Source organism: Sediminibacterium sp. FW305-C-49 (genome assembly GCF_058231085.1).
Genome location: NZ_JBIQXS010000001.1, coordinates 409,696 through 430,477 on the forward strand (window position 1 = coordinate 409,696; position 20,782 = coordinate 430,477).

A 20,782-nucleotide genomic window follows, 5' to 3' on the forward strand; every position below is an offset into this window, starting at 1 on the left:
TCAGTGCTTTTTCCTGAATAATTTAACAGCAGGGTCTACTACTGTAAACTTTGCTTTCTGCTCAGAAAATAATAAACTCTCTTTCATACCTAAGCCAAGAAAACCTAATGAAGAAAGGCTTTCGTAAAACAGGCGAAGCACTTTACTCTGTAACTGCTTATTAAAATAAATCATCACATTCCTGCAAAGGATCAACTGGAACTCATTGAATGATCGATCTGTTACCAGGTTATGTTGCAGAAAAACTACCCGCTCTCTTATCTCTTTATTAATCAGCACATGGTCATATAATGCAGTATAGTAATCGGAAAAATCATTCATTGTGCCTGTTTGCCTATAATTCACTGTGTACTCTCTCATATGATGCATAGGCAGCACCCCTGCTCTTGCTTTTTCTAGATTAGCTGCGTTTATATCAGTTGCATAAATTCGTGTGCGATGTAATAATCCGGCTTCAAATAACAAAATACACAATGAAAAAACTTCTTCTCCGGTTGAACAGCCTGCATGCCAGATATTAATTTGCGGATAAGTGGCCAATACTGGCAATACTTTCTCGCGCAATGATTTGTAAAACAAGGGATCACGGAACATTTCTGTTACGTTTACAGTGATGGTTTCAAGAAATGCATTAAATGTCAGTACATCACCTGCTAAAATCTGTATCAGTTGCTTGCCATCAACGACCTGCTTTTCATCCATAAACTTATGGATTCTTCTTAGCAAAGAACTTTTAGAATAACCCGAAAAATCATACCCATACACATGATCAAGCATATGTAATAACTGTTCAAACTCATGTGCCGTAAGCTCTGGTCTACCCGGTATTCCCATCCGCATTCGTTTATTCTTCTTTTATTTCGTCAACCAAACCCTCATCAATGATAATAATTTCTGCATGTCAACAGGTTTGGTAATATAATCTGAAGCTCCAGCTGCTATACATTTATCCCTGTCGCCAGCCATGGCTTTTGCTGTTAGCGCGATAATCGGAAGATGGTGCATTTTCAGATCTTTCCTGATACGCTGCATGGCTTCATAACCATCCATTTCCGGCATCATGATGTCCATCAGTACCAGATCTGTATCGGGATGTTTTTTCAATTGCTCCAAGGATTCACGTCCGTCACCTGCTGCCAATACCTGCATTTTATTTGACTCAAGTACAGCACTCAATGCAAACACATTACGCATATCGTCATCTACTACCAGTATTTTTTTATTGATTAACGTATAATCACTAACAGGGGTCAGCAACTGCCTTGTTACTTTTGTTTCCGCACCTTCCATCTTATGAAGAAACAGTTCCAGTTCATCCAGTAAGCGGTTATTGGCTGTAACGGCGCTTCTGATGATAATGCCAGAAATTTTTCTGAACTCCATTTCATCAGTTGCAGTAATATCTTCATCGAGGTGTATGATGATCGGTAGTTTTTTATCAGACAGGTGCCGGTGAATATGTTTTGCTTCCTGCAATTGTATGGATGCACCAATATGAATAATCACACAATCGTATGAGTGCTTATCAATACAGGCTGCTGCTTCCTGTATTGTTGTTACCTGCTCAAAATGAAGTTTATATTCTTTTTCAGCCGCTAGTTGATGCAGATGGTCTTCTTCAAAATGTATAGCTGATATAATCAATACCTGTTTTAAACCTTTTCTGATATGATCGCCCAACATACCGAAAGCCCGTTCCAGTGTATCTGTATCAATGGGTTTTTTTAAATAAGCCATTACATCGGCCTGTTTAAAACGGCTATCGTCAAAAGCAGATATGATGTGAACTGGTGTATGTTTCAGTTGTTCATCGCTCCTGATATGTTTTAAAATTGTCCATCCATCCATTACCGGCAACTGAATGTCGAGAATGATTGCATTGGGTTTATATTTCCTTGCATAGTACAACCCTTCATCTCCCTCTAATGCAATGATTACCTGGTACCCTTTGTGCCTTGCATAGTCTCGTATAATGGTAGCAAAATTTATATCATCTTCTACAATCAGCATCAGGCGTTCACCCTTTTTTAGTTGCTCCCTGTCGTCTGCAATTACCGTTTGCTCGCGTATCTGTTCTGCAGGCAACAACTGATCCTTTAATAACAATTCATTCATATGCTCCTCTTGAGAACCAGTGGATGCGTTGCCTTGAAACTGAAGTGGAACTTCTAATATGAATACACTTCCTTTATTGGCTTCGCTCTGCACATTGATGGAACCTCCCAATAATTTCATCAATTCAAGGCTGATCGATAACCCTAGTCCCGTTCCTCCATATTTTCTGCTGGTGGAGCCATCTGCCTGCTGAAATGCTTCAAAAATAAGTTGCTGTTTTTCCGGAGGAATACCAATACCCGTATCTGACACGCTAATCAGTAACGTGTTCTTATCAGGTGATAAACGGAAACCTAACCCAACATTACCTTCAGCAGGTGTAAATTTGAACGCATTGGATAAAAGATTTTTAATTACCTGCTGCAGACGTTGTTTATCTGTTTGAATGGATGATGGTACACCTACACCTGCTTCTACTGTAAAATTAATTTTCTTCTCGGCTGCCACTACAGAAAACAATTGTGTAATATCCTGCGCTATAGACTCCACTGAAACATCTTCTATCAGTAAATCAACTTTACCTGATTCAATCTTTGAAAGATCAAGTATGTCATTAATCAGTTGCAGTAAATCGTTACCGGATTTATAAATGATATTGGCGTACTCGATCTGTTTCGCATTCAGGTTTTGTGCATTATTATCTGCCAGCAACTTGGCCAGTATCAGTACACTATTCAGTGGCGTTCTCAATTCATGCGACATATTGGCCAGAAACTCCGACTTATACCTGCTGGTATTTTCCAGTTCTTTTGCTTTCAGGGTTAGCGCATGTCTTGCATTTTCAATCGCTTCATTTCTTTCTTTCAGTTCAAGGTTAATCTGCTTCAATTCTTCTTCCTGTGTTTTCAATTCTTCTTCTGAAGCCTGCAATTCTTCGGTTTGACGGCTCAATTCATCATTGGTCTGTCTCAATTCTTCCTGTTGCTCTAACAATGCTTCTTTCTGTTCCTGGAGTTCGTCCAGCAGTTCGTTGATTTTATCTCTTGACTGATATGAATTAATCGCTGCCGAGAGAATATCGGTGCTGCTTTTTAACAATGAAATCTGAAGTTCTGTAAAGGATGAAAAACAACCAAGTTCAATCAACCCTTTTAATTCTTCATTCATCCATAAAGGCACGTATGCGATTTCTCCATTGCCGGTAACCTGTCCGAGTGAAGATTCTACTTTCCAATAATCGGGAGGAATATTTTTTACAATAGAAACGGTTTTCGAATTTGCAGCATTACCCACAATCCCTTCGCCAATTACAAAAGTTTTGCGTGAAGCGGCACTAACGGCTATAGATGCGGAGGTGATGAGTTTTTTATTATCACTGTCAACAAAATAGATTACACCAGCAGGCACTTCCAGGTATTGAACAAGTGCAGTGATAATCCGATTAGCGAGTTCAGATGAACTATCAACTACCTGTAAGCGGTTGTTGATATAACTCATACCTTCCAGTACCCAGTTTTTTTCCTGTGCCATTTTACTGGCTTTTTCCGTTTCCTCTAAAGTAGATTGTAAGCGAAGACCCGCTTTATACCTGCTTTTCAATGTCTGTATCACAGCATTAATCAGTAGTAATACCACTATCAGCAGAACACTGATCCCTATATATAAAATAAGCTTTGTTCTTTCATTATACCCTGCTACAACTGATTCTCTTTTTATGAGCAGGTATTCTTCTTCAATTTTTATTTTTTCTAATTGCTTGGCTATCAGGTTTAACCTACCCTCTTCTTCTAATATGATGGTCCTGAAAACTGCTACTGGCATACTGGGCTGAATGGCTCCCTCTGTTCTCCAATAACGAAACAAATCTGTTACCATTGAATCAAGTGATATTACATTCTGTACCTGTGCTGCATTATCGGTTACCAGTTCCCGAAGCTGGTTCATCCGATTAGGAATGTATACAATTCCTTTTTCATACGCATTCATATCAGCAGGCGCAGCCGTAACCCAATAGGCTCTTCTTCCACCCCTGATTTGCATGATCGCAAAACGAATATCTCTTACATATGAAATTGCCTGGTGTGTATGTCGAACTGTTTCGGCTTCTTTTGCCTGCTTTTCAAGAGAATCAATGGTAATAAACCCTACCAGGAATACCAGTAAAACGGCAATACCTAAACCGGAATACAATCGGAGGGGCAAAGAGCGGATCATTGAATAAGAATTGAATTTTAAATGATTTTGTAAGATAGGCAAATAAATGATTATCAATACCCTTCATCAACTATCCCAAACAAAAAGCCCCGGAACATTTTCCGGGGCCAATTATTACTTTACTGAATGCAAATCAGAATGCCGGATCAGCAGGTGTATTTGGGTTACTGTCTCTTTCACGGAATGGGTAAGGAAACAGGTTACGTTTGCGTTCGGTATTGGGGCGACCAAAACGACGCATATCTTCCAATTTCATTCCAGACAGGTATAATTCGATACAACGATTGCGATAGATCTGTGTCAGCAGTTCTGCAACAGTTGCCGGAGCCACAGGACCTAAATCGGCACCAATACCCAACGGATCATTGGCAGCTTTTTTTGTGACAACTTTATTCAATTCCAGTATTCCATTAACCAGATCAGGTGTTGCCTGTCTTGCATACGCTTCTGCTTTGATCAATGTCATCTCGCCCGGATAGTATAAAGGAATAGCAGCAGTTGCTGTGTTCCAGAAACCATTTAACCTGAAACGTGGATTGATGGTGGCATTGATTACGGTATAAAACGGAATACGTTTATCTGCCAGGTCTGGTGCAATGGCTACCGGAAGACCTAATGTAGAATCAACCGGCTGGTACACGTTATTGGTAGAAGTTACAAAATTGAATACAGGATTGGGGTTGGCTGCTTCAAAGTTCATGGTTGAACGTTTGGTCAGATCAACCGCATTCGCAGCAGCCAATGCAGCAGCATAGTTACCTGCAAACAAGGAGTAACGCGCTTTGAGTGCATACAATGTGTTTACAATATCAACACCTGCAGGAACATCGGCTGCAAAACCGGTTGAAATAGCATTGGCACTGATAGCTGCCAATGCTTTATCAATAGCTGCTATGGCTTTGGTAAAACCTACGGTTCTATCTGAGAAAGTAGTGGTGGCTGTTCCAACAGTATCAGGTACTTTTTCCCAGTAGCTTGACAGACATCCCATCGACAAAGCTTTGTAAATGGTTGCATAACCAATCAGACCACTTGCATAACCTTTATCAGACAATTGAGTTGCGGCATTGATCACATTATTGGCATCAAAGATGATCTTATTGGCTGTTGTCCATACATTACCCAATAAGGCATTGGTACCATCTACAGCCGTACCACCCGTACTGAACTGAAACTCAGATGTATTACCCGGATTCATCAGGATGGTCTCATTGGTGATTAACCCAGTGGCGTCAGACATGCCATAAGCTACGTTGGATGCATAGGTTCTTTGTAAGCCTACGACCGTACCTGCCAGTCCTTTTGCAGAACTGAATACCTGATCGGAAGTGGCTGCATTCGGATTGCTAAAGTCTTTTTTACAACCCGCTGTTGTCAACAGCAATGCTGCAAGACCTGTATATAATGATATTTGAATACTCTTTTTCATACAAGTAATTTTTAAGGATTAAAATTTAGCCTGGATACCAAAACTGAATGTGCGAGGAATAGGCACCGCACCAAAATCAATACCACGAAGTATGGTGCTTTGTCCACCGGCATTCACTTCCGGATCGTAGCCATTGTATTTATCCCAACTGATCAGGTTACGGCCACTGAAGCTGATGCTCAGATCGCTGAATCCTTTTATTTTACCAAAGTTATAGCTGAGCGACAGTTCGCGCAGTTTAACATAGCTTCCGTTGTCAACACGCCATTCTTCAATAGCATAGATACCACTGATATAACCTCGTGGTAACTGACCGCGATGCTCCTGTTCTGCTACTTTACCATTACCCACACCCTGACGTGTACGGAAATCGGCATTGAATACATCTACTCCCTGAACCGCATCAATCTGTGCGCGCAGGCTCAGTTTCTTGTAAGTCACTTCATTTACCAAACTGGCTGTGTAATCAGGATTTGGATCACCGATTATTTTACGCAGTACGGCTCCACTTGGCAAACCAGCAGTTCTACCTGTAGTGTAAGTAGTGGCCGTATTCTGCACACCTCTTTCAGTTTGAGGAATACCACCTGCATTTTTCAACTGCGTACCATCTGCATTCATTGCAAAGAACGTTCCGTAGAAAACACCTACAGGTTGTCCTTCGATAATCGCAACCGGCGCACCCGCATTGGTACTTAACAGTGTAAGTGCCTGACCAATACGATTTGCTTTATTACGGTTATGGTTATAGATGGCAGTGATATTCCAGGTTAAGTCTTTCTTTACGACTGGTGAACCTGTTAATACGATTTCATAACCCTTATTTTCCAGTGATCCGAAATTATCCAGCAAGCTGCTGAATCCGGAAGTGGGTGCAATAAAACGGTTGATGAGCAGGTCTTTTACTTTCTTGTTATAGATGTTCACTGTAAGACCAATCCTGTTATTCAGGAACGACATGTCGAAACCTAATTCAACTTCCTGTTGTCTTTCCGGTTTCACATTTTCATTGGCCAGTGTACCACTTGAGTTCAACGCTGTTCTGCCAAGGTAGGATGATGAGCTATAGGTATTGAATCTTGAATAAGCGCCAATACCGGTAAGGTTTCCGCTTTCACCATACGCTAAACGTACTTTAAACAGATCCCACCATTTCGATACGCCAGACTTAGCCCAGAAATCGGTTCCTGAAATTACATAGCTACCACTTGCTTTATAGTAAGTCTGGTTGCGTTGATTTTTCCCAAATACAGAAGATCCATCCACGCGCATGGCACCCGTAATAAAGAACTGGTTACGGTATTTAAAATTCTGCTGTATATATGCACCTGAGATAGATAACTCACTGCGTTCATCTACGCCGCCTAAAATGGTACTTGCACCATTTACGGTTTGTACAAATGGAGCAAGTCCCCTTCCCTGTAATAAAGAATAATTGTTCTTTTCATATTGCTGCGAAAAACCAACCTGTGTTACAGAGTTGATATTGTTGGTGATATTTCTGCTATAGGTTGCATTCAGGTCGTGGTTTATAGCAAAGAAGCTATTGTTACCCGTACTTGCATAACCATTCTGCGTAGGATCGAGTGTTGGTCCACCACCAAAGAAAGCTGTACTCACATTATAAGCGAATGGTGGAATATAGGTGGTACCATTCTGAGAATAGTTATCGATACCCATGGTATAATCAACCGTTAAACCCGTGATAGGCCGGAGTTTCAAACCCAGATTGGCAATCAGGCGATTGGTAACCTGGCGTTGTTTGATGTCTTCAATAACAGAAACCGGGTTAGCGCGTCCACGCTCACCTACAGCCTGTATATTTCCCAATGCATCTCTTTTCCAGATATCGTGAAAATTACCAATGATGGTTACGGAGTTCATGGGTGAAAAGAATGAATTACCATCTGGTTTTTCATTCGCTGTACTGTTTACATAATTCAGACCCAGGTTAAAACTTGCCCATTTATTAAGCACCTGGTCAATATTGCTGCGGAAACTATAACGCTGGAAATCGGTATTTCTTACAATACCCTGGTTATAGAAATATGAACCAGATACATAATATTTGGTTTTATCATTACCACCACTGATGGAGATATTATTATCTGTACCGTTGGCGTTCCGGAAAATATAATCCTGGTAATCGTAGCGTGTTACAGGTGTGGTAGTCGTAACTGCTGGAGAGAGAATATCCTGTGTCAATGCACCCGGACCATCTGTAGGGCCACCAAATTTAGTGGGGGCCTGGTTTACATCCAGTTTTTTCCGCAGACTGCTTGTAGTAAAGCTGGTAGAGAAGCTTACTGTAGGAGCGCCACTTTTCCCTTTTTTGGTGAATATCTGAACAACACCGGCATTGGCACGGCTACCATAGATAGCGGCAGCTGCTGCGCCATTTAATACTTCTATTCTTTCGATATCGTTTGGATTGATATCTACCAATCGGCTCTGACCGATACTTCCTACAAAATTACCTCCGTCGTAGTTGGCAGAAGTATTGGTAACACGGTTGGTGGCGTTGTTCACGATCACTCCATCGATAATGTATAATGGTTCTGATGATGATGAAATGGAACTGATACCACGCAGACGAACAGATAAACCACCTGCAGGGTCACCTGAGTTTTGAGAAATCTGGGCACCGGCTGTTTTACCTTGCAAAGCAGCCAGTACATTTCCGGTTGCACCTTTGTTCAGATCTTCCGCATTTACAGAACTGATATAGCTTCCCAATTGCCGACGCGTAGTACCCTGAGAGTTTCCGGTTACGATTACCTCATCGAGTTTGGAAACGTCTTCTGCAAGTTCAGCATTCACCGTATAGCTGTTATTAGCGCCGGTTACTGTTAAAGAAGATTGTTGTGTTTTGAAACCGGTACTGGAAAACACAATGGTGTATGTACCAGGTTTAAGTGCAGCCGTAAAATTAAATGTACCTGATGCATCTGTTGCAGCACCTGTACCATTTTCTCTTACAACTACAGAAGCTGCTTCAACAGCAGCACCGCCTTTGGCGGTAACTTTTCCGGATATGCGTACCTGCGCAATACCGGCTGCCATAAATAGTGTAGTCAGCATCAGCAAGCATGCTGCTTTTACACTACCCGGCTTCATAAGCGGTGTTATTTTCATATTTCAGCGTTTATAGATGGTTACAAAATAGTAATACCATGTTTTTTATACAGATCAAATAAGGGGTTTGATGGATCCAACTCAGTGACCATTGTATCGATCTCATCCAATCCGCAAATCGTTAATTTCTGGTGTGTGTTTATTTTCTCTGCGATGGATAACACAACCGTTTTCTCCGCCGCCTGTATCATAGCTTTCTTCACCTGTATTACTTCCCAGTCGTTATCGGTAATACCTGTTTCATCGATGGCATTGATCCCCATGATACAGAGATCTGCTTTAATACCACTGATTTTCGAAATAGCTTCACCGCCCACAGCAATCTGAGAACTTTTCGAAATTTTATCACCCAGAAAAATTACTTCAATGTTTGGATGCTGTGCATACTCATGCGCAGCCGGAATACTACCCGTAAAAAATGTGGCATTGAGGTCGGAAGGAAGTAAACGGGCCATCTCAATAATGGTAGTGCCTCCTGTTGTCAGAATAAACATATTGTTCCTGATGAGGGGAACAACTTTTTGCGCAATCAGCCTTTTACTGTCGGCCTTATATACATCTGATTTGAGAAAAGAACTATGAAAAGATTTCGACAATGCTCCGCCGTGTACTTTAATGATCTTATCCATATCGGCGAGTTCATTCAGGTCGCGGCGTATCGTATCTTCAGATACGTTGATTTCATTACTCAGGTCAGAGGAAAGTATACGGTTGTGCAGGTCAATCTGTCGGAGTATATAAGCTTGACGTTCGGTTTTCAGCATAGCAGCATGGATATAATTATCCTAAAATTAATGCAGGAACTTGCGCATTTCCAAAAATTTCTTGCAAGAAATTGCAGAAAAATGCGTTTTTAAGTCTAATTTAAACCCATGAACCAGAATATAGAGGCATTATATAAAATTGCAAATAAGCCTGAAAGATTGATAATTGGTTTGATGAGCGGCACTTCTGTAGATGGTCTTGACGTTGCTTTATGCCGTTTTTCGGGTCAGGGGATGGATACAAACCTGCAATTGCTTGCATTTGAGACAGTCTCCTATAACGCTGCATTTAAAAATCAGATCAAATCTGTTTTTTCCAAGCGGCAGGTTGATCTTGAAAAAGTGTGCCTGCTCAATGCATGGGTTGCTCTGGAACATTCGGCAATTATTCTCAACTGTTTGCGGAAATGGCAAAAAGAACCTGCTGAAGTAGACCTGATTGCCAGCCACGGACAAACCATTTATCATGCTCCGAAATTTCTGCATCCAGATGATGAATTTGGCAATGCCACTTTACAGATAGGTGATGGCGATCATATGGCAGTTGCTACCGGTATTATTACACTGAGCGATTTCAGACAAAAACATGTAGCAGCAGGAGGTGAGGGCGCTCCATTGGCTGTTTATGGCGACTACCTCATTTTCAGTAACAAAAACGAGAACAGGATTATGCTGAATATTGGAGGCATTGCCAACTTTACCTATCTCCCATCAAGCCTCAATGCCAGCGCCGTTTTCAGTACCGATGTAGGAACAGGCAACACTTTGATGGATGCGTATATCCAGGAATATTTTCCCGGTAAATACTATGATGAAAATGCAGGCCTTGCCAAACAAGGCACTATTAGTAACACATTATTGCATGCGTTAAAACAAAACCCGTTTTTTACCAACGACTTTCCCAAAACCATCGGCCCCGAACTTTTTAACCTGCAATATTTAACCGATGCCTTACAAGCTTCAGGTAATACAAATCTGTCGCATGCAGATATCATGGCCACACTTAACCGCTTTTCTGCTGACATGATTGTAGATGCTTTGCAAAGAAGTATGGGTACGAAAAGAGATTTTGTAGCTTATGTAAGTGGTGGTGGTATGCACAATCCATTACTCATGCAACACATCAAAGAACAATTACCCGGCATTGTTTTCAAAAACACCGAAGAGCTTGAAGTGAACCCCGATGCTAAAGAAGCCGTTCTCTTTGCCATTCTTGCCAATGAAGCAATTTGTGGTGGTGAGGTAAAACTGGGAGCAGGGCGTAATGGCATACCTGCTGTAAGCATGGGTAAAATCAGTTTCCCGAAATAACATCAACAACCTCTCCTTCCCCCATTCTCCCACGAGAACAGTTCGCTTTTATTGTGGTTTACTATTTACTATACTTTTTCACAGTTAGAAAGAGAGAAGGGAAGATTTGTTTGCCTGAAAAAATGTATTTTAATACCAAAAAAACATGAAACCATATTTTCTCTTTACCGTTCTGATTCTTACAGCTCAACTTCTTTCTGCACAAACAAACCAGATCGAAAAAAAGAAATTTCATTTTGGACGTGAGCAGGATACAACTGCCGGTTATGCGCAGGTGATAAAAGTTGACAATATATTGTATGTATCGGGTACCGTATCAAGAGATATAACTCCGGAAGGTATTCAGCGCATATATCAGACAATTGAAAGAAGCCTGAATCATTTTGGTGCCAGTCTTCAAAATGTGGTAAAAGAAAATTTATATACCACAGATATCGAAGCCATGAAAACACATAATGAAGCCCGCAAGAAAATGTACAAAGGCGATTATCCTGCAGCTACCTGGGTTCAGATCAGCAGGTTATATATGCCCGATGCAAAACTGGAAATAGAAGTGATTGCACATCTACCGAAAGAGAAATAGATTTTATCGCCTGCTGGCAATCAACAGATTCAAATCAGTAAACTTCAGATCGAAACGCTGGCTGATATAAAAATCGGTAAGTGCTCCTTTGAACATGTATATCCCTTCGCGCAGATTAAAATTGTGCCATACCATTTCTTCGAGCCCACCTTCATCGCTGATGGATAACATCAAAGGCATTAACACATTACTGATGGCCTGACTGGCTGTTCTGGCAAAACCACTGGGGATATTGGGTACGCAATAATGGATTACATCATGTTTTACAAAAGTGGGTTGCTGGTGACTTGTTAATTCGCTTGTTTCGAAACAACCACCCCTATCAATGGCCACATCAATAATAATACTGCCCGGACGCATGGCTGCCACCATTTCTTCTGTAACGACAATGGGTGCCCTTCCGTATTCATTACTCAATGCACCCACAGCTACCTCACAGGTCTTTAATTGTTTGGAGAGAATTCTGGGCTCCAGTACACTGGTCCAGATACGCTGACCTAAATTATTCTGGAGTTGCTTTAATCGATACACATTGTTATCAAATACTTTTACGGAAGCTCCTAATGCCAATGCATTACGTGTGGCAAATTCTCCTACAATACCAGCCCCTACAATTACTACTTTGGTGGGAGGAATACCGCTGATACCACCCAATAAAACACCTTTGCCTTTATTGAAACTACTCAGGTACTGTCCGGCTATCAGCATCACCGCACTTCCTGCTATTTCACTCATGCTTCTTACAATGGGGTATGTGCCGCTTTCATCTTTGAAATTTTCAAAACTCAAAGCGGTTATTTTTTTCTCCATCATTTTCTCGATATACTCTTTCCGTAGCGCCGATAAATGAATGGGAGAAACAATGGTCTGGTTCATTTGCAGCAATGGCATATCTTCTGCAACCGGGGGCGCACTTTTCACCAGAATGGGGCATTTGAAAATGGCCTCACGCTCGTACACAATGCTAGCGCCGAGTTCTGCATAATCCCTGTCTGAATAATGGCTTCCCTCCCCTGCATCATGCTCAACCACTACCTGATGGCCATTTGATACCAGTACACCAACAGCATCGGGTGTTAAAGCGATCCGATTTTCCTGGAAAGCAATTTCTTTTGGAATACCAATATGCAGTTTAGCACCCTGGGGTTTTACGTCCAGTGTTTCTTCAAGGGTTTCATAAGAAAACGATGTGCTGATTGAAGGTTTGCTGGTGGCCATTGCTTTGTATTGGTTGGTTGTATGCTTTAGAGAGGATTAAAGTTAACGCATTCCCGGCAGAATCATATGGCTTCTGCATCAGTGTACAAACGCCTTGTTGTGGTATCAAGCATTTGTAAGTACACATGAAAGGTATCGTCTGGTAAAAGTGCCGCGGCTTTTTCGGGCCATTCTATAAAACAATACTGACCGCCCATCAGTTGGTCTTCAATTCCTGCCTGGATGGCTTCCTCCTCATCTTTCAAACGATACCAATCCATATGCAATAATACCCCTGCTTCTTTACCCTGGTACTGATTAACAATGGCAAATGTGGGACTACTGATAGCATCCTCCACACCCAGGTACTCACACAAAGCATGGATAAATGTTGTTTTGCCTGTACCCATTGCTGCATGAAAGGCCCATACTTTATGTTTTTTTCCTTCTGCCCATAAAGCTTTTGCCACCTGCCCTATCTGTGCCATTCCGAAAATTGCATCCATACTGCAAATGTACGTTTTGGTGCGGGAAAGGAGAATGCAAGAACGAAAGTCCGAAAGTCGGGAAAGACCGGAAGTCTGAAGTAAAGGGGTGCAGTAATTAAACCCTGATGATCCTCTTATACTATCTCGGTTCATTGAAATATAATCATAGACTAAAACAACAAGTTCTTCCGGACTAACCGACTTTCGGACTCCTCTCTCCTGTTCTGCAACATAGATGTAATAATATTCTTCTCATATCGAAAGAGCCAGCTATTACGATTTGGTAAATTTGCAACGTGAATTGATCACCTCTAATATTTGAATGATGGAGAAAGTGAATTGGAAAGTAGAAGGAATGACCTGTACCAACTGTGCCCTTACAGTAGATAAATACCTGCAATCGCAGGGTATGAAAAATGTACGCGTAAATTTTATTGGTGGTGATGTAAGTTTTGAAACACCTGAAAACATTTCAACAAAAGATATTGCAAAAGGAATCAACGGCCTCGGTTATCATGTAGCCAATCATGGACATGATGAAGATCTGCGCCCTAAAAAATTCCTGTCAACCCATTTACAACGTTTCTGGTTTTGTTTTGTTTTTACGGCTCCATTAATGCTGCACATGATTCCTGGTGTACATATTCATGTACTCATGAATCCTTATGTACAACTGGGTTTAACGATTCCCGTTTTTTTAGTGGGTATGGATTTTTTTGGCAGAAGTGCCATCAAAAGTATATGGAAAGGCATACCCAATATGAATGTACTGATTGCCATAGGCGCAGTTGCTGCATTTGGTTATAGCTTATATGGCACCATCATTGGCCGCGCGGAAGAATTTTTATTTTATGAAACAGCCGCCACCATTATTACGCTGGTATTCCTGGGCAACTGGATGGAAGACCGTTCTGTTGAAACAACACAGACTGCTCTGAAAAAACTGGCCACTACACAAAAATCCATGGCCAACATGATCGCTTACGACGATCAGCACCAGGAACATATTTTTCCTGTTGAAAGTACCAGCCTGAAAGTAGGTGATCTCTTACTTATTAAAAGCGGTGAACAGGTACCCATGGATTGTAAAATTCTCTGGGGCGAGGTACAGGTGAATGAAGCCATCATCTCGGGTGAGAGTGTACCTGTATTCAAACAAATGAAGGACCATTTGATTGGCGGAAGCATCGTTGAAAGTGGCACCGTAAAAACCTATGTTACCGCTGTAGGAGAAGATACTGTTTTATCGGGCATCCTTAAAATGGTTCGTGAAGCACAAACAGAGAAGCCTCCCGTGCAGCAACTGGCTGATAAAATCAGTGCCATTTTTGTTCCAACAGTTATAAGTATTGCACTTATTACCGTATTGGCGAATTATTTCCTTGCCGATCATAGTTTCAGCACCAGTCTCTTAAGAGGTATTGCTGTGCTGGTGATCTCCTGCCCATGTGCCATGGGACTTGCCACACCCGCTGCCATTGCTGTTGGGCTTGGTCGCGCAGCACGAAACGGTATTTTATTTAAGAATGCCAAAAGTCTGGAAATATTTAAAAGTATTAAACAGGTGGTGTTTGATAAAACAGGTACGCTCACAACAGGACATTTTAGTATTGTTGGTTTTTCATTGCAGCACTCTTCTGTTTCACAGGAGGAATTTCAACGTATTGCTTTTTCACTCGAAAAATATTCCAACCATCCTATTGCCAATGCTATTGCCCGCAACTGGAAAACAAAAGATGAAATCAGGTGGGCCAATATTGAAGAAGTGAAGGGATTGGGTATGAAAGCAATTGACAAAGAAGGCAATCAGTATATCGCAGGCTCATTTAAAACAGCTACACAGTTTACCAATGATGCTTCACACAATGTATATATTATCCGCAACAATGAGTTATTGGGTTGGATAGATGTGGCTGATGAAATAAGACCAGAATCAAAAACGGTCATCAGTACATTAAAAGCAAAGGGTATTCGTACCATTTTATTAAGCGGGGATCAGCAAGACAAATGTGAAAAAGTAGGAAGAGAATTAGGCATCGATACCATTATTGCTGAACAAACACCGGAACAAAAACTGGAAAAGATTGCAGCCTTCAATGCTGAAGTACCAACAGCCATGGTAGGCGATGGTATCAACGATGCTCCTGCATTGGCCAAAGCTACAGTTGGCATATCGCTCAGCGATGCTTCGCAGGTGGCCATGCAAAGTGCACAAGTGGTGTTGATGAATCATGGACTCAAAAATCTACCGCTTGCACTCGGGCTGGGTAAACATACTTATATCACCATCAAGGAAAATCTTTTCTGGGCTTTTGCGTACAATGTTGTCGCCATACCTGTTGCTGCACTGGGTTACTTAAACCCTACATTTGGTGCACTGGTAATGGGATTGAGTGATGTGGTGCTCGCCATTAATTCTGTGAGATTGAATTTCAAGAAAGTAATATAAAAGGAATCAAGGAACACCAACCCATCATTTACCATCCGAACTGATAACTTACTGAAGCTACCAATGAACGGGTAAGTCCGTCGGGTCTTGTATCACGCACCACAAAAGGTGTTGCCAGACTTAATTGTAAAGATTGATGCTGGCTGATCCGATAACCCAACTGCAGATTTGCATTGAGTGTAAGACCCGATGAACCCTGTATATTTTCTCTTTTACCAAACACATTCTCATAACTATCCTCACCCAAATGGTAGATGGCTAAAATATTGGGATTAAACTTCCATTTAGCCGTTTTCGATTGAAGCGGATATCCAATACGCCACAATACATCGGCTTTTCTGCGAAACAGGTTGGTGGTAGGAAACATTCCTGGCAATGGTGCCTGCTCCATGATAAAGCTATTCCGGTTTTGTTGTACAACAGGTAACTGAAAGGCAATATTCACATCCAGTTTTCCTGCAGTAAAAGCTGTGCCTGCAATCAGATCATAAGTACCCAAACTGGTCTGATACACCATGGGCAACGACACATTCCGAATCTTCAGGTTCGACTGGTTGAAGGGCAGTTTAACGCCACCCAGCAGGTGTATTATTTTACCCGTTGATGTTTTAATACCATAGCGAAGAGTTGAATAAAAATCGCCCAAGTTAAATACGCTGCCATACGCTCCGTTTACATATGCCAGCACAACTTTATTATCCCATTGTAGCTTTTTTGATAACTGTCTGGAATAACTGACTGACAAAGTAGCCAGGCTGGTATTCTCTTCTCCCTGCAAATAAGCAAGCTCGGTTTGTATGTTATTTTTATCGGCTGCAGCTGGTCGTAAAGGAATGGTACAAAAACCTGCATCGCTGCAACCCTGTGCAGACAATTGATTAGTGGTCGCCACTACAAAAAGTAAACCCAGGAGAATGATTTGTTTTCTATTGAAGACTTGCATAGCTAAACAGATGATTGTATTGTTGACAATGAATAAGTACAAAGGGATATGCAGACAGATTGGTACCTGCAGGAATTGGGTAATACTGAGTACCGGTATTTGACTGAAGATTGCCGAGGTTTAAATGATTACCCGGTGTTGCCGCTTGTGAGAGATATACTTTTAAATCAGGACCTGCACTCACAGAAAAACTATCGAGTTGTACCTGTAATCCGGAAGACTGTTGTATAATTTTCACCACTCCCATTACCTGTATACCAGATGTAGGATATAACACAGCACGTTTCAACGCAGGCTGAACAGGTAAGGGATTGGTTACCGGGGGATTATTATTTTGTAGTGCTGTTTTAAGTGCTTCGCTTTCTTTTGTACAGGAAGCCATGCCGATCGCTGCACAAAATAACCATGGTATCATTCTCATATCAGGCAATTTGCCAGATAGACGGAGGATTGGAAATGACCTTACAGGTGTTTGCCGATTCTTTAAAGGAGAAGTGGTAAAATCAAACAGGATAACAAAGAAAAAACCGCCGCTGAAATCAGCAGGCGGTTTTCATTGTATTTACTAACAAATTTCATCAGTTAACTACATCCCATACTGTTACCACAATTCAAACACTTGTAGCAGGTACCTGAACGAATGGTGATATGTCCGCAAGTGTTACAGGCAGGTGCATCACTCTGCATGTTTTTAGCAGCAGCATTCACAGCATCCAGTCCGCCGGATTCTGCTTTTACAGCAGCCACAGCTCTTTGCAATTTCTGTGGTTGTGCTGCCGGTGTTGCATTCGCAGAAGGAGCGGTTACACGTACACTGCTCAACTCAGGCTTTCCGAGTAAAGTAGCGTCACCATCATCTTCTCCTGTATTACCAATGGTTGGACGATCGAGTACATGTACCAGATCTGTTCTGCCCAGGTACTCATAAGCCAATGCACGGAATACAAAGTCTACCAGTGAAGTAGTTGTTTTGATATTCGGATGATCTACCATACCCGATGGTTCAAACTTGGTGAACACAAATTTCTCTACAAACTCTTCCAATGGCACACCATATTGCAAGCCAACAGAAACAGCAATAGCAAAACAGTTCATGAAGCTGCGAAGGGTTGAACCTTCTTTGGCCAGATCAATAAAGATTTCACCCAATGTTCCATCAGCATATTCACCTGTGCGTAAGAAAATCACCTGACCACCGATTTTGGCTTTTTGGGTAAATCCACGACGTTTGGCCGGGAGTGATTTTTTCTCTACGATGGTCGACAATTGACGCTTCAGTTTAGTATCGGTAGAAGCATTCATACGCTTCTGTACTTCTTCCAGTAGTTCATCCACCGTTAACTGGCTCAGGTCTACAATATTAGAACCTGTTTCTGCTACCGGCGTTTCCACACTTGCAGTTTCTGTCTTGTCAGTTGTATCTTCTTCTTTTTTCTTCTTATCAGACTTGTTACTCAGTGGCTGACTCAGTTTAGAACCATCGCGATAGAGTGCATTGGCTTTCAAGCCTAACTGCCAGCTCAGTAAATAACAATCTGCAATTTCTTCTACAGAAGCTTCATGCGGCAGGTTGATGGTTTTAGAGATGGCACCACTCAGGAATGGCTGACAGGCTCCCATCATACGGATATGTCCGTAAGCGTGAATATAACGCTCTCCTTTTTTACCACATTTATTAGCGCAGTCGAAAACCGTCAGGTGTTCGTCTTTCAGGTATGGCGCACCTTCAATGGTCATGGTACCACATACATAATCGTTGGCAGCATCAATCTGGTCTTCGGTAAATCCTAATGCTTCGAGCAGGTTGAAACTCCAGTCGGCATATTGCTCTTCTTTGAAACCTAAACGCTGCATACACTCATCACCCAAAGTAAAGCGGTTGAAGATAAAGCCAATTTCAAATGCCGATTTAGCAGCACCATTCAGTTTGGCAATTTCTTCGGCAGTAAACCCTTTGGCTGCGAGTGTTTCGTTATTGATATAAGGCGCGCCTTCAAAAGAAGCGGCACCTACTGCATATAATTCTATTGCTTTGGCTTCCTGCTCATTGTAACCCAGGTTTTTCAATGCCTGTGGTACAGACTGGTTGATGATTTTGAAATAACCACCACCAGACAGTTTTTTGAACTTCACCAGTGCAAAATCGGGCTCCACACCTGTGGTATCGCAATCCATTACCAGACCAATGGTACCGGTGGGTGCAATAACCGTTGTTTGTGCATTACGGTAACCATGCTGTTCACCCAGTTGAACGGCATCATCCCATGCTTTGGTAGCTGCTTTCAACAGGTAATCAGGACAATATTTCGCTTTGATACCCTGTGGTTTGATTTCGAGTCCTACATATGCTTCTTCAGCATCGTAAGCTGCTGCACGGTGGTTACGCATTACACGTAACATATCTTCTTTATTTTCCTCATACTTATCAAATGCACCGAGGAAGGAAGCCATTTCAGCAGATGTTTTGTAAGCTACACCGGTCATGATGGCCGAAATAGCACCTGCAATACCACGGGCTTCTTCGCTGTCATAAGCAATACCGCTTACCATGAGCATAGAACCGAGGTTCGCAAAACCCAAACCGAGGGTACGGTAATCGTACGACAGTTGCGCCACTTCTTTTGAAGGGAACTGTGCCATCAGTACAGAAATTTCCAGTACAGTGGTCCAGAGACGGGTTGTATATTCAAAACCTTCTACATCAAATACATTGGTATCATCATCATGAAACTTACGCAGGTTGATAGAGGCGAGGTTACATGCGGTGTTATCGAGGAACATATATTCCGAGCAGGGGTTGGACGCATTGATGCGGCCACCTTTCGGGCAGGTATGCCATTCGTTGATGGTGGTATCGTATTGGGTTCCAGGATCAGCACAACGCCATGCAGCATAAGAGATTTTCTCCCATACTTCACGAGCAGGGATTTTTTTCATGGTACGGCCATCGGTACGCGCTTTCAGTTCCCAGTCGCCGTCTTCTTCGAGTACTTTGAAGAAGCTGTTCGGGATACGGACAGAGTTATTGGAGTTTTGTCCGGATACAGTTGCATAGGCTTCTCCTTCGTAACTGTTATCATAACCAGCGGCTACCAGTGCAGCCACTTTCTTTTCTTCTTCTACTTTCCAGTTGATGAATTCCATGATCTCTGGGTGATCGAGATCCAGACACACCATTTTCGCCGCACGACGTGTTGTTCCACCGCTTTTGATGGCACCGGCCGCACGGTCACCAATTTTCAGGAAACTCATCAGACCACTGGAGGTACCGCCACCACTCAGTTTTTCGCCGCCGCCACGGATTTGTGAGAAATTGGTACCCACACCTGACCCATATTTGAAAATACGGGCTTCACGGGTCCACAGATCCATGATACCGCCTTCATTCACCAGGTCGTCGCTTACGCTCAGGATAAAACAGGCATGTGGCTGGGGACGCTCATAAGCGTTGCTTGATTTTTTCAGTTTACCATCTTTGGCATCTACATAGTAGTGGCCCTGTGGTTTACCGGTGATACCGTAAACCTCGTGTAAACCGGTATTGAACCATTGTGGTGAATTGGGTACGCAGGCCTGGTTAAGGATGCTGTATACCAGCTCATCATAAAATATCTGTGCATCTTTTTCCGCAGCAAAATAGCCATAACGCTCACCCCATACACGCCAGCAATGGGCCATACGGTGAGCTACCTGCTTTACGCTTGTTTCTCTGCCTACAGAACCATCGGGCTGGGGAACACCGGCCTTACGGAAATATTTCTGTGCAAGGATATCGGTGGCTATCTGACTCCACTGTTTGGGAACCTCCACGTTGTTCATCTCAAATACTTTCTCACCATTGGGGTTCTTGATCACAGAATCTCTGTAATCATATTCAAACTGATCATAGGGGCTTACGCCTTCTTTAGTGAAGCGGCGCCCGAATTGCAAGCCTTTTTTAGAGCGGGTAGTAGCCATAATGCGGTTCTGGTTTTTGCGGTTATTTAATGGGTCCGGCGGATTAACGAAATGTTAAGCGGTTGACGAAAATATCTTTCCAAACTGATAAACCAAGACCGTAAATATGCACAGCTTGTGAATAAAGAATGTGGATTATTTCACAGGTCAAATCAGGGTTGAATTTGCCGCAATATCCCCGGTTGTGGGAAAGATTTTTTGGGGTTAAGGTTTGTTGAATGGGGATTTTTTCGTAAATCATGTAGGGGAAAAATGAC

The 20,782-nt window shown here is 42.2% G+C and carries 13 protein-coding genes; 3 read left to right on the plus strand and 10 right to left on the minus strand.

Annotation, left to right across the window (positions count from 1 at the left end; all coding sequences use genetic code 11):
• The 5 genes from ACH3Z1_RS01755 to ACH3Z1_RS01775 form a co-directional block, all read right to left on the minus strand.
• A complete protein-coding gene (locus ACH3Z1_RS01755; RefSeq protein WP_490820115.1) occupies window positions 1-834 on the minus strand; it encodes a CheR family methyltransferase in 834 nt (277 codons plus the stop codon).
• A 21-nt stretch (window positions 835-855) separates the two neighbouring features.
• Window positions 856-4,269, minus strand: coding sequence for a hybrid sensor histidine kinase/response regulator (locus ACH3Z1_RS01760; RefSeq protein ID WP_490820116.1), 3,414 nt, complete (start codon window positions 4,267-4,269; stop codon window positions 856-858).
• 133 nt (window positions 4,270-4,402) lie between these two features.
• Window positions 4,403-5,698, minus strand: coding sequence for a RagB/SusD family nutrient uptake outer membrane protein (locus ACH3Z1_RS01765; protein WP_490820117.1), 1,296 nt, complete (start codon window positions 5,696-5,698; stop codon window positions 4,403-4,405).
• Between the two features lie 18 nt (window positions 5,699-5,716).
• The gene (locus tag ACH3Z1_RS01770; protein ID WP_490820118.1) at window positions 5,717-8,833 is read right to left on the minus strand and encodes a SusC/RagA family TonB-linked outer membrane protein; all 3,117 of its coding nucleotides are present in this window, start codon (window positions 8,831-8,833) and stop codon (window positions 5,717-5,719) included.
• Between the two features lie 20 nt (window positions 8,834-8,853).
• Complete coding sequence (locus tag ACH3Z1_RS01775) at window positions 8,854-9,597, minus strand: DeoR/GlpR family DNA-binding transcription regulator (protein ID WP_490820119.1); 744 nt, start codon at window positions 9,595-9,597, stop codon at window positions 8,854-8,856.
• Window positions 9,598-9,705: 108 nt separating this feature from the next.
• Here ACH3Z1_RS01775 and ACH3Z1_RS01780 point away from each other — a divergent pair, with 108 nt between their 5' ends.
• Together ACH3Z1_RS01780 and ACH3Z1_RS01785 are read left to right on the plus strand one after the other, a co-directional pair.
• Complete coding sequence (locus tag ACH3Z1_RS01780) at window positions 9,706-10,908, plus strand: anhydro-N-acetylmuramic acid kinase (RefSeq protein ID WP_490820120.1); 1,203 nt, start codon at window positions 9,706-9,708, stop codon at window positions 10,906-10,908.
• A gap of 145 nt (window positions 10,909-11,053) precedes the next feature.
• Complete coding sequence (locus ACH3Z1_RS01785) at window positions 11,054-11,491, plus strand: RidA family protein (RefSeq protein WP_490820121.1); 438 nt, start codon at window positions 11,054-11,056, stop codon at window positions 11,489-11,491.
• A gap of 3 nt (window positions 11,492-11,494) precedes the next feature.
• Here the strand turns inward: ACH3Z1_RS01785 and ACH3Z1_RS01790 are convergent, their stop codons facing one another.
• Window positions 11,495-12,709 carry an alanine dehydrogenase gene (locus tag ACH3Z1_RS01790; protein WP_490820122.1) on the minus strand — a complete coding sequence of 405 codons (1,215 nt, stop codon included), beginning with the start codon at window positions 12,707-12,709 and terminating at the stop codon, window positions 11,495-11,497.
• Window positions 12,710-12,771: 62 nt separating this feature from the next.
• Entirely contained in the window at window positions 12,772-13,194 is a 423-nt protein-coding gene (gene tsaE / locus ACH3Z1_RS01795) for a tRNA (adenosine(37)-N6)-threonylcarbamoyltransferase complex ATPase subunit type 1 TsaE (RefSeq protein WP_490820123.1), read from the minus strand.
• Between the two features lie 307 nt (window positions 13,195-13,501).
• Here tsaE and ACH3Z1_RS01800 point away from each other — a divergent pair, with 307 nt between their 5' ends.
• The gene (locus tag ACH3Z1_RS01800; RefSeq protein WP_490820124.1) at window positions 13,502-15,625 is read left to right on the plus strand and encodes a heavy metal translocating P-type ATPase; all 2,124 of its coding nucleotides are present in this window, start codon (window positions 13,502-13,504) and stop codon (window positions 15,623-15,625) included.
• A 28-nt stretch (window positions 15,626-15,653) separates the two neighbouring features.
• On the opposite strand, the gene ACH3Z1_RS01805 is transcribed toward ACH3Z1_RS01800, so the two are convergent.
• The 3 genes from ACH3Z1_RS01805 to ACH3Z1_RS01815 all read right to left on the minus strand — a co-directional run bounded on the left by ACH3Z1_RS01805 (window position 15,654) and on the right by ACH3Z1_RS01815 (window position 20,525).
• The gene (locus ACH3Z1_RS01805) at window positions 15,654-16,568 is read right to left on the minus strand and encodes a hypothetical protein (RefSeq protein ID WP_490820125.1); all 915 of its coding nucleotides are present in this window, start codon (window positions 16,566-16,568) and stop codon (window positions 15,654-15,656) included.
• Window positions 16,552-16,989: a DM13 domain-containing protein gene (locus ACH3Z1_RS01810; protein ID WP_490820126.1), complete on the minus strand. Its 438-nt coding sequence runs from the start codon at window positions 16,987-16,989 to the stop codon at window positions 16,552-16,554. The genes ACH3Z1_RS01805 and ACH3Z1_RS01810 overlap by 17 nt, the downstream gene beginning before the upstream one ends.
• A 161-nt stretch (window positions 16,990-17,150) precedes the next feature.
• On the minus strand, window positions 17,151-20,525 hold the full coding sequence (locus tag ACH3Z1_RS01815; RefSeq protein ID WP_490820127.1) for a vitamin B12-dependent ribonucleotide reductase: 3,375 nt from the start codon (window positions 20,523-20,525) through the stop codon (window positions 17,151-17,153).
• Window positions 20,526-20,782: the final 257 nt, after the last annotated feature.